This window comes from Pseudomonas syringae group sp. 243L2, assembly GCF_032587875.1.
Taxonomy (GTDB): Bacteria; Pseudomonadota; Gammaproteobacteria; order Pseudomonadales; family Pseudomonadaceae; genus Aquipseudomonas; species Aquipseudomonas amygdali.
Genome location: NZ_JAWHPL010000040.1, coordinates 232,823 through 247,444 on the forward strand (window position 1 = coordinate 232,823; position 14,622 = coordinate 247,444).

Genomic DNA, 14,622 nt, shown 5'->3' on the forward strand with positions numbered 1-14,622 from the left:
AGCGGTGCCCAATCACATGGAGGTGCTATGAGTATTCGCAGTTGGCCCGCGGCCGAACGCCCGCGGGAACGCTTGTTGGAGTTGGGGGCGGGGAGCCTTTCCGACGCCGAGTTGCTGGCTATCTTTTTACGCACCGGGGTGGCCGGAAAAAGCGCCGTAGACCTTGCCCGTCATCTTCTGAATCAATTCGACGGGCTCAGATCGTTACTGGATGCTGACCTGTCCACGTTTACCTCCCAACTCGGGCTGGGGCCTGCCAAATTTGCTCAGTTGCAGGCTGTCATGGAGATGGCGCGCCGGCACATGGCCGAGTCCTTGCGCCGTGACTCAGCGCTGGAAAACCCCACTCAGGTGCGCAACTACCTGAAGGCTCAGCTCAGACATGAACAGCATGAAGTATTCGCCTGCCTGTTTCTGGACAACAAACACCGGGTCATGACCTTCGAGATACTGTTTCGCGGGACGATCAACGCCTCCTATGTGCATCCGCGCCAGGTGGTGAAGCGAGCGATGGCTCACAACGCCGCCAGCCTGATCCTCTGCCACAACCATCCTTCCGGCATCACCACGCCCAGCCGTTCCGACATTGACCTGACCAAGCGCCTCAAGGAAGCACTTATGCTGGTGGATGTTCATGTGCTGGACCACGTGATCGTGGGTGACGGCGAGCCACTGTCGATGGTTGAGCGCGGGTTGATGTAGCGCTCACGCAGAGCGGTAGGCCGAGACTCGGGTTATCGTTCCCGCGCTCTGCGTCCGGTCTTGAGGTGGGGCGTGCCAATGCAGGGCATTGGCACGCCAGTTACGCAGACAGGCCTAGGTCTGGCGATTTACTTGACCTGCACCTTGTAGAAATCCTGCCTGCCAAACGGGCTGACCTGATAACCCGTGACGTCCTTGCGTACCAGGGCTGCTGCGGTCGGGTGGGCGAGGGGTATCCACAGTGCCTGCTGTTGGATCTGCTGCTGCGCCTGATGGTACAGCTTGCTGCGTTCGGCCTGGTCACTGACTGATTTACCGTCTGCGATCAGCTTGTTCAGTGTCTTGTCGCAATAACGGGCGAAATTGGTGCCCGACTGCACGGCTGCACACGAGAACTGCGGGGTCAGGAAGTTATCCGGGTCGCCATTGTCGCCTGCCCAGCCCATGAACAGCAGGTCATGCTCGCCAGCCTTGGCGCGGCGAATCAGTTCGCCCCACTCAATAATCTTGATCTCGGCATCAATGCCGACCTGCTTCAAGTCAGCCTGCAACAATTGAGCGCCCAGGCTCGGGTTCGGGTTCAGCAGGCTCCCGGAAGGTCGCGTCCAGATAGTGGTCTTGAAGCCTTCCTTTACACCGGCCTTGGCCAGCAACGCCTTGGCCTTGGCAACATCGTGCTGATAGCCAGGCAGGTCCTTGGCGTAACTCCAGGTATTGGGCGGGTAAGGACCATTGGCTTTTTCAGCGGTGCCTTCGAACACGGCCTTCAGGTAATTGGCCTTGTCGAACGCCAGGTTGATGGCCTGACGAACTTCAGGCTTGTCGAATGGCGGGTGCTGACTGTTGATCGCGACAAACGCGGTCATGAATGCTTCAGTCTTCTCGACCTTGAGCGAGTTATCCTCGCTGGCCGCCTGAATATCCAGAGGCTTTGGCGAAAGCGCTATCTGGCACTCGTTCTGACGGACTTTCTGCAGGCGCACATTGGCGTCCGCTGTGATGGCATACACCAAGGTGTCGACATCAGACTTGCCGGCGAAGTAATCCTTGAACGCCTCATAACGCACCACTGCATCTTTCTGGAAGCGCTTGAACACGAACGGCCCGGTGCCGATCGGCTGGCTGTTGAGTTTTTCCGGTGTGCCGGCTTTCAGGAGTTGCGCGGTATATTCGGCCGAGTAGATCGACGCAAAACCCATGCTCAGCGTGGCCAGGAAGGTCGAGTCCGCCCGATTGAGTGTAAAGCGGACGGAGTGCGCGTCAGGCGCTTCGATGCTCTTGATCAGCGCGGGCAACTGCATGGATTGCGCATGCGGGAAGCCGCTCTGGGCAATCTTGTGCCACGGGTTCTGCGGGTCGAGCATGCGCTGGAAGCTGAACAGCACGTCATCGGCGCTCAGCTCGCGGCTCGGCTTGAAATAGTCTGTGGTATGAAATTTCACTCCGGAGCGCAGCTTGAAGTCGTAAGTCAGGCCGTCTTTGGATACGGTCCAGCTTTCTGCCAGGCTCGGTACCAGCTTGCCGCTCTGGGCATCGAAGTCCACCAGACGGTTCATCAGCACGTCGGCCGATGCGTTGGTGGTGGTCAGTGAGTTGTACTGCACAACGTCGAAGCCTTCGGGACTGGCTTCGGTACAAACCACAAGGCTCGATGCCTGGGCGGCAATCGGAAGCAGCAACGGAACAAGCAAAAAAGGGAGTGCAGCTAGGCGCATGGCGTTATTTCCTGTTCAGAAAGGGCCCCATCTGCCGGCGCAGTCTGGTGAGGGACTAACCCTAGACCATCTACTGGCGTAGAACAATCGTCACGGTGCGACGAGCGGTCGATTTGCCTGTGCCCCCGCATTGCTTGAGCATACCGCCGCGCAGAGCGGATTCATTCGGGTCAAAGTGCTTTGCCTGTTGTTGCGTCCAAGGGTTTCTGGTATAAAGCAGCGCTCTTTTCTAGGGGCCCGGTTCCTTCACTGTAGGTGTAGCCGGTAAGACCCTTAAAGAAACGCGGCGCCTGGCGCCAAATGACTGAGAGATTAAGCGGCCAACCCATGCCGGGTTGGGCATGTGGTTTTAGAGGGCTGAGGCATGTCGAGAGTATGTCAAGTTACCGGTAAGGGTCCGGTGACTGGGAATAACATTTCCCACGCAAACAACAAAACCCGTCGTCGTTTCCTGCCAAACCTGCAGCATCACCGCTTCTGGGTTGAAGGCGAGAAGCGTTTTGTTCGTCTGCGCGTATCTGCTAAAGGCATGCGTATCATCGACAAGCGTGGCATTGAAGTTGTGCTCGCTGAACTGCGTCGCGACGGCAAAATTTAAGGGAGAGAATCATGCGTGAATTGATCCGTTTGGTGTCGAGCGCTGGTACAGGCCATTTCTACACCACCGACAAGAACAAACGTACTACCCCGGATAAAATCGAAATCAAAAAATTCGATCCGGTTGTACGCAAGCACGTGATCTACAAAGAAGGCAAAATCAAGTAATTGATTCTGTCGGCTACAAAAAAACCCGCCTCGGCGGGTTTTTTTGTGTCTGCGCTCCTGGCATAGCTGCAAGAGCAGTACTTATTTATCCGCAGCGGCTTCAAACACCACATAAATCTTGCGGCATGTTTCCAGCACCTCCCAAGTGCCCTTGAAGCCGGCTGGAATCACGAAACGGTCGCCTGCGCGCAGGGTTTTCGCGTTGCCCTGCTCGTCGCGCAGGACTGAAACACCCTGCACAATCTCGCAATACTCATGCTCCGAGTAATTCACCTGCCACTGCCCGGGCTCGCCATTCCAGACCCCCGCGCTCATCTGTCCGCAGGGGCTGTTGTAGTGGTTGTAGAGGGTTTGTGCCGGATCGCCCTTAAAGACTTTTTCCGGTGCAGGGCGATAGTGCTCGGCGGCGGTGCTGGCTTCACTGAAGTCGACGATGCTTTCGATGCTCATGATGGGCCCCTTGTCCTGAATGCGTTGAGGGTTTGACGTGCGTGCTGTGCGTTAGTGCCTCGGCGCGCGTGCGGAGCTGTTTAATAAAATCAACATAAAAGCGCCTTGGCGGCTATTTATGTCAAATATATTGGTTTTGTCGGGCCGCTGGTTTAGGGTAACGGCCTTCCTGAAAAATTTCAGATTGTGTCTTTAATCAATCATGACACACCCACATTCAACAAGAGGAGGACATGCAAATGACCACCCTGACTCGTGCTGACTGGGAGCAACGCGCCCAGCATTTGAAGATTGAAGGCCGTGCCTTCATTCAAGGTGAATACACCGCAGCCTCCTCCGGCGAGACGTTTGATTGCATCAGCCCGGTCGATGGCCGGATGCTTGCCAAGGTCGCCAGTTGCGACACCGCTGACGCGCAACGCGCTGTCGACAGTGCGCGTAGCGCCTTCAACTCAGGTGCCTGGTCGCGACTGGCTCCGGCCAAACGCAAGGAAACCATGATCCGTTTCGCCGGGCTGCTCAAGCAAAATGCCGAAGAGCTGGCCCTGCTTGAGACTCTGGACATGGGCAAACCGATTGGCGACTCGTTCGGTGTCGACATCCCCGGTGCTGCCAGAGCCCTGAGCTGGAGCGGCGAAGCCATCGACAAGCTGTATGACGAGGTCGCCGCAACGCCTCATGACCAATTGGGCCTGGTTACCCGAGAGCCGGTCGGCGTCGTCGCGGCCATCGTGCCGTGGAACTTCCCGTTGATGATGGCTTGCTGGAAGCTTGGTCCTGCACTGTCCACCGGCAATTCCGTGATCCTGAAGCCGTCGGAGAAGTCTCCGCTGACCGCCATTCGTATTGCGCAGCTGGCCATCGAGGCAGGCATTCCTGCGGGCGTGCTCAACGTATTGCCGGGTTACGGTCATACCGTCGGCAAGGCGCTGGCGCTGCATATGGACGTGGATACCGTGGTGTTTACCGGTTCGAGCAAAATCGCCAAACAACTGATGATTTACGCAGGCGAGTCGAACATGAAACGCGTCTGGCTGGAAGCCGGTGGCAAAAGCCCGAATATCGTCTTTGCCGACGCGCCGGATTTGCAGGCCGCCGCCGACGCAGCCGCCAGCGCAATTGCCTTCAATCAAGGCGAAGTCTGCACTGCCGGTTCTCGGCTGCTGGTCGAGCGCTCTATCAAGGAACGCTTCCTGCCGATGGTGCTTGAGGCATTGGCCACCTGGAAGCCCGGCAATCCGCTGGACCCTGCGACCAATGTGGGCGCGCTGGTCGACACCCAGCAGATGAACACAGTGCTGTCTTACATCGAAGCCGGTCACGCCGAGGGTGCCAGACTGGTTGCGGGCGGCAAGCGCATTCTGCAGGAAACCGGCGGCACGTACGTCGAACCGACCATTTTCGACGGCGTGAACAACGCCATGAAGATCGCCCAAGAGGAGATCTTCGGCCCTGTACTTTCAGTGCTGACGTTCGACAGCGACGAAGAAGCGATACAGATAGCCAACGACACGCCTTATGGCCTGGCTGCTGCCGTGTGGACCGCCAATATCTCAAGAGCGCACCTGACCGCCAAGGCACTGCGCGCGGGCAGCGTATGGGTCAATCAGTACGACGGCGGCGATATGACTGCCCCGTTCGGTGGCTTCAAGCAGTCAGGCAACGGTCGTGATAAATCGCTGCATGCCTTCGACAAATACACCGAGCTGAAATCCACCTGGATCAAGCTGTAAGTCAGGAGCGTGACACCTATCGTGCCGACGCTCCAGCGTCGGTACGCCGTTCTGGACGCTCCGCGTCCGGTCTTGCGTCTGCGGCGTGGCGCAGATTTGTGACGCAGAGCGTCACGCACGGCATTCCTACGCTGGAGCGTGAGGAACGATAACCTTAACTATCGTGCGACGCTCCGCGTCCTGGCTTGCGTCTGCGGCGTGGCGCAGATTTGTGACGCGGAGCGTCACGCACGGCATTCCCACGCTGGAGCGTGAGGAGCGATAACCTCAACTATCGTGCGACGCTCCGCGTCGCATGCCGTTCTGGACGCTCTGCGTCCGGTCTTGATTGCGCCGTTAGGGCAGCAGGAGCTTGATAATGCGTTGGGGTACTTATTTTGCCGTGCTGGCGTCCGTGTTGGGCGTCGGGCTGGCAATGGGCGTCAGCATGCCGCTGGTTTCATTGCGTCTGGCAGGCTGGGGCTACGGCTCGTTTGCCATTGGCATCATGGCGGCGATGCCTGCGATGGGTGTGCTGGTGGGTGCGGCGCTGGCCAGTCGTCTCGCCGCGCGCTTCGGTACCGCCAAGCTGATGCGCCTGTGCCTGTGGGGTGGCGCCGTTTCGGTCGGCGCACTGGCGCTGCTGCCGTATTACGGAGTCTGGCTGGTCTTGCGCCTGGCGCTCGGGGTGATTCTGACCATCGTCTTCGTGCTGGGTGAAAGCTGGATCAACCAACTGGTGATCGAGCGTCTGCGCGGACGGCTGGTAGCGCTGTATGGCAGCACTTACGCCTTGAGCCAACTGGCTGGCCCGCTGTTACTGGGCGTTATCGGCCTCAGGCCGACTACGGCTTCTGGATTGGCGTGCTGCTACTGGTCGGCTCCCCGTTCCTGCTGCTGGGTCGCACGGGTGCGCCATCGACTGAATCCTGCAACGTGACCTTCACTGATCTGGCGGGCTTCTGTCGCGGCATGCCCGCTATCGCCTGGGCAGTGGCGCTGTTCGCTGCATTCGAAGCCTTGATCCTCACGCTACTGCCGCTCTACTGCATACGCCACGGGTTCACCCCGGAAATCGCCCTGATCATGGTCAGTGTGGTGGTGATAGGTGACGCGTTACTGCAGCTGCCGATCGGCATGCTCGCTGATCGCGTTTCGCGCCGCGCAATGTTTACCGGATGCGCCGTTTTGTTGCTGGCGTCCAGTCTGCTGGTGCCGTTACTGATCGATACCGTTCTGATCTGGCCGCTCTGGACAGTGTTCGGTGCCAGTGCCGGCGGGCTGTTTACCCTGTCGCTGATCCTGATCGGCGAGCGTTACCGAGATGATTCACTGGTCCGCGCCAATGCGCATGTCGCTCAACTGTGGGGCATCGGTTGTCTGATCGGGCCCCTGATAGCGGGCGCGGGCAGTCAGTGGGTCAGCGGTGAGGCCTTGCCGTTGCTGATGGCGGCAGGTGCCTTTGGCCTGCTGATTCTGATCAGGCGACGTGGAGCGTTCGGGGTTGCCCAGGCTGCGCCCGCCTAAAGCATTCTTTCCAGGCCGATGGCACGGCTCATCCACGCGTTGAAACGCCGCCACCAGTCACCGGGTTCGGTATGCAGCGTGTGGATCTGGCCATTGTCTTCGGTCACCCACACCACTTTGCCATCCTCCAGCTTCGCCTGGTAAGTGAGCGAGGGAGCCATACCCTGAAGCGTCAGTTCGCGTAGCTCTTCGGCCAGTTGCGGACTGTCGACCAGCACGCCGACTTCGGTGTTCCACAGCACAGAACGCGGGTCGAAATTGAATGAGCCGACAAAGACTTTCTGCCGATCGAAGATCATCGCCTTGCTGTGCAGGCTTGATTCCGAACTGGCCAACGAGCTGCTTTTCTTGAACAAATGCGGGCCGCTGCCGCGCATGGTTTCGGTATCGCCAGGCTGGCGGCGCAGTTCGAACAGCTTCACGCCATGCTCCAGCAGCGCCTTGCGGTAAGGCGCGTAGCCGCCATGCACGGCAGGAACGTCGGTGGCTTCCAGTGAATTGGTCAGCAGGCTGACGTTGACGCCGGCATCGGCACGGCCGGTCAGGTACAGCAAACCTTCCTGACCCGGCACAAAGTAAGCCGAAATCAGCATCAGTTCCTTGCGAGTGTTCAGCAGCTCGGGGGCCAGTTGCGTGGTCAGTAGCAGGTGCGGATCCGGATCTCCCTGCGCCAGTACCTTGGTCGGCGCGTCCCACAATGCCTGGTTGTGCGCCCAGACCAGCTCGTTGAGCCAGGTCTTCATGCGTGGCTGAGTCTTGTAGGCCATCAATCGCTCATACAGAGCCTTGTGTTGCTGATGCGCCTGCTCCAGCGAATCGTCCAGCCGCTGCCGGGCCTGGGCCAGATCCTCACCGTCGGGCAGGAAGTACATGAACGCATCGATGGGCTTGCTGAGCGTGCTGTTCCAGTATTGATCGAAGCTCTGGCCGAGCTGTTCGGCGACCGGTCCCACGCTTAGCATGTCGATATCGGTGAAGTTCAGGTTCGGTTCGGCGTCGAAGTATTCATCGCCCAGATTGCGCCCGCCAACGATGGCCACACTGCTGTCGGCCAGCCAAAGTTTGTTGTGCATGCGCCGGTGCTGACGCGACAGGTTCATCAAACGCCCCAAGCTGCGCGTGACGCCGGTCTCGCGCCCCAGATTTTGCGGGTTGAACAGGCGAATCTGAATGTTCGGGTGCGCGGCGAGGGTGGCGATGGCCTGATCCAGCCCGTCGCTGGTGGTGTCGTCCAGCAGGATGCGCACCCGCACGCCACGGTCTGCCGCTTTGAGCAGTTCGTCGATCAGGGCGCGCGTGCTCAGGCCGTCATGGACGATGTAATACTGCAGGTCGAGGCTGCTTTTGGCGTTACGGATCAGCTCGGCGCGCGCCTTGAATGCATCGCTGCTGTCGGGCAGCAGGCGAAAGCCGGAACGCCCGTCGTGGGGCATCGCCATGGCTTGAATAGAGCGGCCGAAAGCAGAACTCGAGGGCGGCATGGCCTGGCTTGGCTCGCTGGCAAGTTGCTGATGTGCGCAACCGCTGACGCACAGTGCAACCAGCAGGCAAAAGGGCAAGGCCCATGAGTTATTCAAATTGATCTTCCGCGTCTGTACATGGCTCGACTTGGCGTTATGACCCGAAAAACCGGGAAAGATTTGCCAGCGTCAGTCAGTTTGCGCATTCAGTAGTGCAATTGTCTCGCCCACGATACGCACAGCGTTCTCGATTTCGCGGCTCGGTTTGGCCGCGAAGTTCATGCGCATGCAGTTACGGTACTTGCCCGAGGCGGAAAAAATACTGCCCACCGCGATCTGTACACCCTTGCCCAGCAGCGCGCGGTTCAGGCGCAGCGTGTCGAAGCCTTCGGCCAGTTCCACCCACAGCATGAAACCGCCTTGCGGGCGGCTGGCGCGGGTGCCTTCGGGAAAGTAGCGCATCACCCAGTCGATCATCTGGTCGCGACTGCGCTGGTATTGGGTTCTCATGCGCCGTACATGCGGCTCGTAATGGCCGCCTTCGATGAAGTCGGCGATGGCCAACTGTGGCTGCGGTGCAGTCGAGCCAGTGCCGATGTATTTCATGTGCAGCACCTGCTCCAGATACCGCCCCGGCGCTACCCAGCCAATTCGCAGGCCGGGTGCCAGGGTCTTGGAAAACGAGCTGCACAGCAGGACACGACCGTCTTCATCGAAGGATTTGATGGTGCGCGGGCGAGGGTAGTTGTAAGCAAGATCGCCATACACATCGTCCTCGATGATCGCCACATCGAAACGTTGCGCCAGCGTCAGCAACGCACGTTTGCGGGCTTCGGGCATGACGTAACCCAGCGGGTTGTTGCAATTGGGCGTCAGCTGAATGACCTTGATCGGCCATTGCTCAAGGGCCAGTTCCAGCGCCTCGAGGCTAATGCCGGTCAATGGGTCGGTGGGGATTTCGAGGGCCTTCATGCCCACACCCTTGAGCGTCTGCATGGCGCCGAAGAAACTGGGCGAGTCCACCGCAACGATATCACCCGGCGAGCAAATGGCACGGACGCTCGCTGACAGCGCTTCATGGCAGCCATTGGTGACGATCAGGTCATTGGCGGTCAGGTTGCAGCCCGAGTCGAGCATCAGTCGGGCGATTTGCTCACGCAGCCTGCGCACGCCGTAGATGTTGTCGTAATACAGCCCCGGCATGTCTTGGTGGCGACTCAACTGACTCAACGCACGCATCAACGGTTTCAGGGTAGGGCTGGTGACATCGGGCATGCCGCGCCCCAGTTGCGTGACCGCTTCGAGAGGTGCCACCCGAATCAGGTCCAGCACCTGATCCCATTGAGAGATATCCACAGGCCGCTGGACGGGTCGCCCGACAGCAGGCAACGCAGGTGCCGCTCGACTGACCGATACGAAATAGCCGGATTTAGGTTTCGGCGCTGCCAGGCCGTTGTCCTCCAGCACCCGATACGCTTGCTGCACGGTGCTCAGGCTGACGCCATGTTCGACACTTAACGCACGCACCGATGGCAGGCGGTCGCCAGGGCGGTAGAAGCCGTTTTCGATCCGCGAGCCGAGCAGTTCGGCGAGGTTGACGTAAAGCGTCATGACGTACTCTCAGGATGGTGAGCATGGTATAGCAATACAGATTGGGCAAAAATATAGCATTCAGTGCTGTTTTTGCCTCATCTGTATGGAAAATATAACCTGTTTTTGAATCTGTAATGGTTTGGCCGTTCGTTTCATCATAGACCCACACCCACCCAGGATGAGGGAAACGGAAATGAACGGGTTCAGCGATGTACGCCTTGCGCTTCACAGCCAGGAATTGAATGACTATCGGCCAACTGCGGTCAGAACGGTCCGCTCAAACAAGGCCGATCTGTTGGCGGGCATGGGTCGCTGGGCGCTGTATCGTCACCGCTGGGCCTCTCGCCGCACCTTGCTGGAGCTGACGGACGATCAGTTGCGCGACATCGGGCTGGATTTCCAGCAGGCGCGGGTCGAAGCGATGAAACCGTTCTGGAGGCCCTGAGCCGTTCAGCGCAGCTCTTTGAGCCGGTGCCAGAGCATGCCCAATGCCAGTAACGGCGAGCGCAAGTGTTTACCGCCCGGAAAGGTCATGTGTGGCACTTTGGCGAATAACTCGAAGCCATCGCTGTGTTGCCCGGCGATGGCTTCGGCCAGCAAGCGACCTGCAAGGTGTGTCGCGTTCAGACCATGCCCCGAATAAGCCTGCGCATAAAAAACGTTGGGGTGCTGCTTGAGCTGGCCAATTTGCGGCAGGCGATTGGCACCGATGCCGATCATCCCACCCCACTGGTAATCGATCTTCACTGAAGCCAGTTGCGCAAACACATCGAGCATCTTCGGCCGCATGTAAGCGGCGATGTCCCGTGGGTCGCGGCCCGAATAGTGACAGGCGCCCCCGAACAGCAAACGCCGATCCGCTGACAGCCGGTAGTAATCTACAGTCACGCGCTGATCACAGACCGCCATGTCCTGCGGCAACACTTCCCGGGCCTGAGCCTCGCTCAAGGGTTCGGTCGCGATGATGTAACTGCCCGCGGGCAATACCTTGCCGCTTATTTCCGGATTCAGATCGTTGAGGTAGGCATTGCAGCCCAGCACCAGAGTTTTCGCCAGCACCGCCCCCTGAGCCGTATGCACTTTGACCTGCGGGCCGTAGTCGATTCTCGTCACCGCAGAATGTTCGAACAGCCGAACGCCCAGTGACTGCGCTACGGCCGCTTCTCCCAAAGCCAGATTCAACGGGTGCAGATGTCCGGAACCCATGTCGATCAAACCGCCGACGTAACGGTCGGAGCCTACGACACTGCGCATCTGATCGGCTTGCAGCAACTTAAGCTCATGACGGTAACCCAGGCTGCGCAGTTCATCGGCATCTTCGGCAAGGCTGTGCAGGTCGCGCGGCTTGTTGGCCAGGTCGCAATAACCCCATTTCAGGTCGCAATCGATAGCGTGCCGCTCGATGCGCTGACGCACGATATCGACCGCCTCGATGCCCAGCAGCTTCAGCTGCCGCACACCTTCGCTGCCGATGACATTGGCGAACTGCTCGACGCCGTGGCCGACCCCGCGAATCAGCTGGCCGCCATTGCGTCCGCTGGCACCCCAGCCAATCCTGCGTGCCTCAAGCAACGCGACACTCAGCCCGCGCTCGGCCAGCTCGATGGCAGTGTTGAGGCCGGAAAATCCGCCGCCCACCACGCACACATCAACCTTCACCTCGCCTTGCAGCGCAGGGTGATCCGGTTGCGGATGGCTGCTGGCGGCGTAGTAGGAGGCAACATGCTGGTCGTCGTGAAGAGTCGGGTGCTGAACGCGGGCGTTCATGAGCGGGTCCTGTCGGTGGCGGTTTGCGTGTGGGGAGGATAAGCCGCTGTCATGAGCCTGCCAACTGGGGCAAACTCAGCGCATTGTGTAGGAATGGTTGATTCAATGAGCTGCAACCGTCAGAAAATAAGTGATCTGCGCCGCCAGATTCCCTCGTTCGAGTGTGTGCCTGGCTGCCACGACTGCTGCGGCCCGGTTACCACGTCGCCCGAAGAAATGTCGCGCTTGCCGCGCAAGACTGCCGCCGAACAGGACGCCGCGCTCGATGAGCTCAATTGCGTGCACCTTGGCCCACAGGGCTGCACCGTGTATGACGAACGCCCGTTGATCTGCCGTCTGTTCGGCACCACCGACAGCCTGCCATGCCCGAATGGCCGTCGCCCGGTCGAACTGATTCACCCGCGGGTAGAGAAGCAGATACACGAATATATGGCTTCCACCCGACAAGTGCTGGTCTAGGCTCTGTACGTAAAGTGGCTGCGCTCGGTGATGCTGCGTTAAAAACAGGCTCGGAATGCTCATTTACAACACGTAGACTCCGCTTCCTCGCCTGTTTTTGCCTTGCCTGACCTTCGCTCGCCGACTTTTCGTACAGAACCTAGCGCAATCAGTCGGCAATCGGCAGGTTCAGGCTCTCTTTCACTTCTTCCATCACGATATAGCTCTTGGACTCACGCACGTGCGGCAGCTTGAGCAGGATATCGCCCAGCAGTTTGCGGTAGGACGCCATCTCGGAAATGCGCGCCTTGACCAGATAGTCAAAGTCGCCTGATACCAAGTGGCACTCCAGCACATGCGGAAGCTTCAACACGGCACGGCGGAACTCCTCGAAGGTGTCGCCAGACTTGTAGTCCAGACTGATTTCCACAAATACCAGCAGGCTGGCCTTCAGGCTTTGCGGGTTCAGGCGGGCGTTGTAGCCCATGATGATGCCCTCGCGTTCCAGCCTGCGAACCCGCTCGGTACACGGAGTGGTCGAGAGGCCGACGCGCTCGCCCAGTTCGGTAAACGAGATACGCCCATCTGCCTGGAGGATGCGCAGGATATTGCGGTCGATCTTGTCCAGTTCACGATTTGACTGGTGTTGAGTGCGCATGGGTTATTTCCCCTCTACCAAAGCGTTTATCACCGGGAATAAACGCCAAATATAGATGTTTATACAGTGAGAAGCACTGCCCATTGCTCAATATACTGCGCACATTCTTGCTTAAAACTTCAAAACGTCAGCGGATATCCGCGATGAGGTCATCTACATGCGCGTTCTGGTCCTTGGAAGTGGTGTAATCGGTACAACCAGTGCTTATTATCTGGCGCGTGCCGGTTTTCAAGTGACCGTGGTAGACCGCCAGCCAGCTGCCGCCATGGAGACCAGCTTTGCCAATGCCGGCCAGGTCTCGCCAGGCTATGCCTCGCCATGGGCCGCGCCGGGTGTTCCGCTGAAGGCGATCAAGTGGTTGCTGCAGCGCCACGCGCCATTGGCGATCAAGGCCACGGCAGATATCGATCAATACCTGTGGATGGCGCAAATGCTGCGCAACTGCACCGCCAGCCGCTATGCCGTGAATAAAGAGCGCATGGTGCGCCTGTCCGAATACAGCCGCGATTGTCTCGATGAACTGCGCCTGGAAACAGGTATTGCCTACGAAGGGCGCAGCCTGGGTACTACTCAGCTGTTCCGCACTCAGGCGCAACTGGACAACGCTGCCAAGGATATTGCCGTGCTCGAGCAGTCCGGTGTTCCGTACGAGCTGCTCGATCGCGACGGCATCGCCCGTGTCGAGCCCGCACTAGCCGGTGTGACCAGCATTCTCAGCGGTGCACTGCGCTTGCCGAATGACCAGACCGGCGATTGCCAGTTGTTCACCACGCGCCTTGCAGAAATGGCTGTAGAGCTGGGTGTCGAGTTCCGCTACGGACAGAACATCGAGCGCCTCGACCACGCTGGCGACCGCATCAATGGTGTGTGGATCGACGGTAAGCTGGAAACAGCCGACCGCTACGTGCTGGCGCTGGGCAGCTATTCTCCGCAACTGCTCAAACCGCTGGGTATCAAGGCTCCGGTTTACCCACTGAAGGGCTATTCGCTGACGGTGCCGATCACTGACCCGGCCATGGCTCCGACCTCGACCATTCTCGATGAAACCTACAAGGTCGCCATCACCCGCTTCGACAACCGCATCCGGGTCGGCGGCATGGCGGAAATAGCCGGTTTCGACCTGTCGCTCAATCCGCGTCGACGCGAAACACTGGAGATGATCGTCGGTGACCTCTATCCTCAGGGTGGCGACCTGACCCAGGCCAGTTTCTGGACCGGGTTGCGTCCGACCACTCCCGATGGCACACCGATTGTGGGTGCAACACCGTTCCGCAACCTGTTCCTCAATACCGGCCATGGCACATTGGGCTGGACGATGGCGTGTGGTTCCGGTCGCTTGCTGGCAGACCTCATTGCCCGCAAGACACCCCGTATCAGTGCCGAAGGCCTCGATATCTCTCGTTACGGCAACACTCAGGAGAATGCACAGCATGTCAATCCAGCGCCAGCTCACCAATGAGCGCATGAGTCAGGTCGTTGTCCACAACGGCACCGTCTATCTGTCGGGCCAGGTCGGCGATGACATGACTGCAGGTGTCGAGCAACAGACTCGCGAGGTTCTGAACAGTATCGAGCGCCTGCTCGACCTGGCCGGCACTGACAAGACTCGCATTCTGTCGGTCACGATCTATCTGAAAGACATCGATGCTCATTTTGCCGGCATGAACAGCGTCTGGGACAAATGGCTGCCCAAGGGTGTCGCGCCTGCGCGTGCAACCGTCGAGGCCAAGCTGTGCGAGCCGGAAATCCTCGTCGAACTGTCGGTTGTCGCCGCGCTGCCTTGAGTCTGCTGTCTTCATACTGTTGTGCCCGACGCATCTCTGCGTCGGGGTTTT

14 protein-coding genes and 1 pseudogene are annotated in these 14,622 nt (G+C 59.1%); 9 read left to right on the plus strand and 6 right to left on the minus strand.

Annotated elements, in window-relative coordinates:
- Positions 1-27 precede the first annotated feature (27 nt).
- A complete protein-coding gene (radC, locus tag RYB66_RS24155; RefSeq protein ID WP_002551512.1) occupies positions 28-702 on the plus strand; it encodes a RadC family protein in 675 nt (224 codons plus the stop codon).
- Positions 703-830: 128 nt separating this feature from the next.
- Here the strand turns inward: radC and RYB66_RS24160 are convergent, their stop codons facing one another.
- Positions 831-2,417, minus strand: a complete 1,587-nt coding sequence (locus tag RYB66_RS24160; RefSeq protein ID WP_005744847.1) for an ABC transporter substrate-binding protein — start codon at positions 2,415-2,417, stop codon at positions 831-833.
- 364 nt (positions 2,418-2,781) lie between these two features.
- Here RYB66_RS24160 and rpmB point away from each other — a divergent pair, with 364 nt between their 5' ends.
- Positions 2,782-3,015, plus strand: a complete 234-nt coding sequence (gene rpmB / locus RYB66_RS24165) for a 50S ribosomal protein L28 (RefSeq protein WP_002551514.1) — start codon at positions 2,782-2,784, stop codon at positions 3,013-3,015.
- Between the two features lie 11 nt (positions 3,016-3,026).
- Entirely contained in the window at positions 3,027-3,182 is a 156-nt protein-coding gene (gene rpmG / locus RYB66_RS24170; protein ID WP_002551515.1) for a 50S ribosomal protein L33, read from the plus strand.
- 81 nt (positions 3,183-3,263) lie between these two features.
- Here the strand turns inward: rpmG and RYB66_RS24175 are convergent, their stop codons facing one another.
- Complete coding sequence (locus RYB66_RS24175) at positions 3,264-3,632, minus strand: cupin domain-containing protein (RefSeq protein WP_004666557.1); 369 nt, start codon at positions 3,630-3,632, stop codon at positions 3,264-3,266.
- 239 nt (positions 3,633-3,871) lie between these two features.
- Between RYB66_RS24175 and RYB66_RS24180 the strand changes: the two genes are divergently transcribed.
- Together RYB66_RS24180 and RYB66_RS24185 are read left to right on the plus strand one after the other, a co-directional pair.
- Entirely contained in the window at positions 3,872-5,365 is a 1,494-nt protein-coding gene (locus tag RYB66_RS24180; RefSeq protein ID WP_005744845.1) for an aldehyde dehydrogenase, read from the plus strand.
- A gap of 358 nt (positions 5,366-5,723) precedes the next feature.
- Positions 5,724-6,871, plus strand: a pseudogene (locus RYB66_RS24185) (MFS transporter).
- On the opposite strand, the gene RYB66_RS24190 reads toward RYB66_RS24185, so the two are convergent.
- Positions 6,868-8,448, minus strand: a complete 1,581-nt coding sequence (locus RYB66_RS24190; protein WP_316886662.1) for a phospholipase D family protein — start codon at positions 8,446-8,448, stop codon at positions 6,868-6,870. The pseudogene RYB66_RS24185 and the gene RYB66_RS24190 overlap by 4 nt on opposite strands.
- Positions 8,449-8,520: 72 nt before the next feature.
- Positions 8,521-9,942 (minus strand): PLP-dependent aminotransferase family protein, encoded by a 1,422-nt coding sequence (locus tag RYB66_RS24195; protein WP_016982489.1) that lies wholly within the window; start codon positions 9,940-9,942, stop codon positions 8,521-8,523.
- Positions 9,943-10,117: 175 nt separating this feature from the next.
- Here RYB66_RS24195 and RYB66_RS24200 point away from each other — a divergent pair, with 175 nt between their 5' ends.
- Positions 10,118-10,369: a DUF1127 domain-containing protein gene (locus tag RYB66_RS24200; protein ID WP_004655331.1), complete on the plus strand. Its 252-nt coding sequence runs from the start codon at positions 10,118-10,120 to the stop codon at positions 10,367-10,369.
- 5 nt (positions 10,370-10,374) lie between these two features.
- Here RYB66_RS24200 and RYB66_RS24205 read toward each other — a convergent pair whose 3' ends face one another.
- The gene (locus RYB66_RS24205) at positions 10,375-11,691 is read right to left on the minus strand and encodes an NAD(P)/FAD-dependent oxidoreductase (RefSeq protein WP_005744842.1); all 1,317 of its coding nucleotides are present in this window, start codon (positions 11,689-11,691) and stop codon (positions 10,375-10,377) included.
- Positions 11,692-11,796: 105 nt separating this feature from the next.
- Between RYB66_RS24205 and RYB66_RS24210 the strand changes: the two genes are divergently transcribed.
- Positions 11,797-12,150 (plus strand): YkgJ family cysteine cluster protein, encoded by a 354-nt coding sequence (locus RYB66_RS24210; RefSeq protein WP_004655325.1) that lies wholly within the window; start codon positions 11,797-11,799, stop codon positions 12,148-12,150.
- A gap of 148 nt (positions 12,151-12,298) precedes the next feature.
- Here RYB66_RS24210 and RYB66_RS24215 read toward each other — a convergent pair whose 3' ends face one another.
- Positions 12,299-12,787: an Lrp/AsnC ligand binding domain-containing protein gene (locus RYB66_RS24215; protein ID WP_004655323.1), complete on the minus strand. Its 489-nt coding sequence runs from the start codon at positions 12,785-12,787 to the stop codon at positions 12,299-12,301.
- Between the two features lie 157 nt (positions 12,788-12,944).
- Between RYB66_RS24215 and dadA the strand changes: the two genes are divergently transcribed.
- Positions 12,945-14,246, plus strand: coding sequence for a D-amino acid dehydrogenase (gene dadA, locus RYB66_RS24220; RefSeq protein WP_316895684.1), 1,302 nt, complete (start codon positions 12,945-12,947; stop codon positions 14,244-14,246).
- Positions 14,218-14,571: a RidA family protein gene (locus RYB66_RS24225; protein ID WP_002551525.1), complete on the plus strand. Its 354-nt coding sequence runs from the start codon at positions 14,218-14,220 to the stop codon at positions 14,569-14,571. Before dadA ends, RYB66_RS24225 begins: the two co-directional genes overlap by 29 nt.
- The last annotated feature ends 51 nt before the right edge of the window (positions 14,572-14,622 follow it).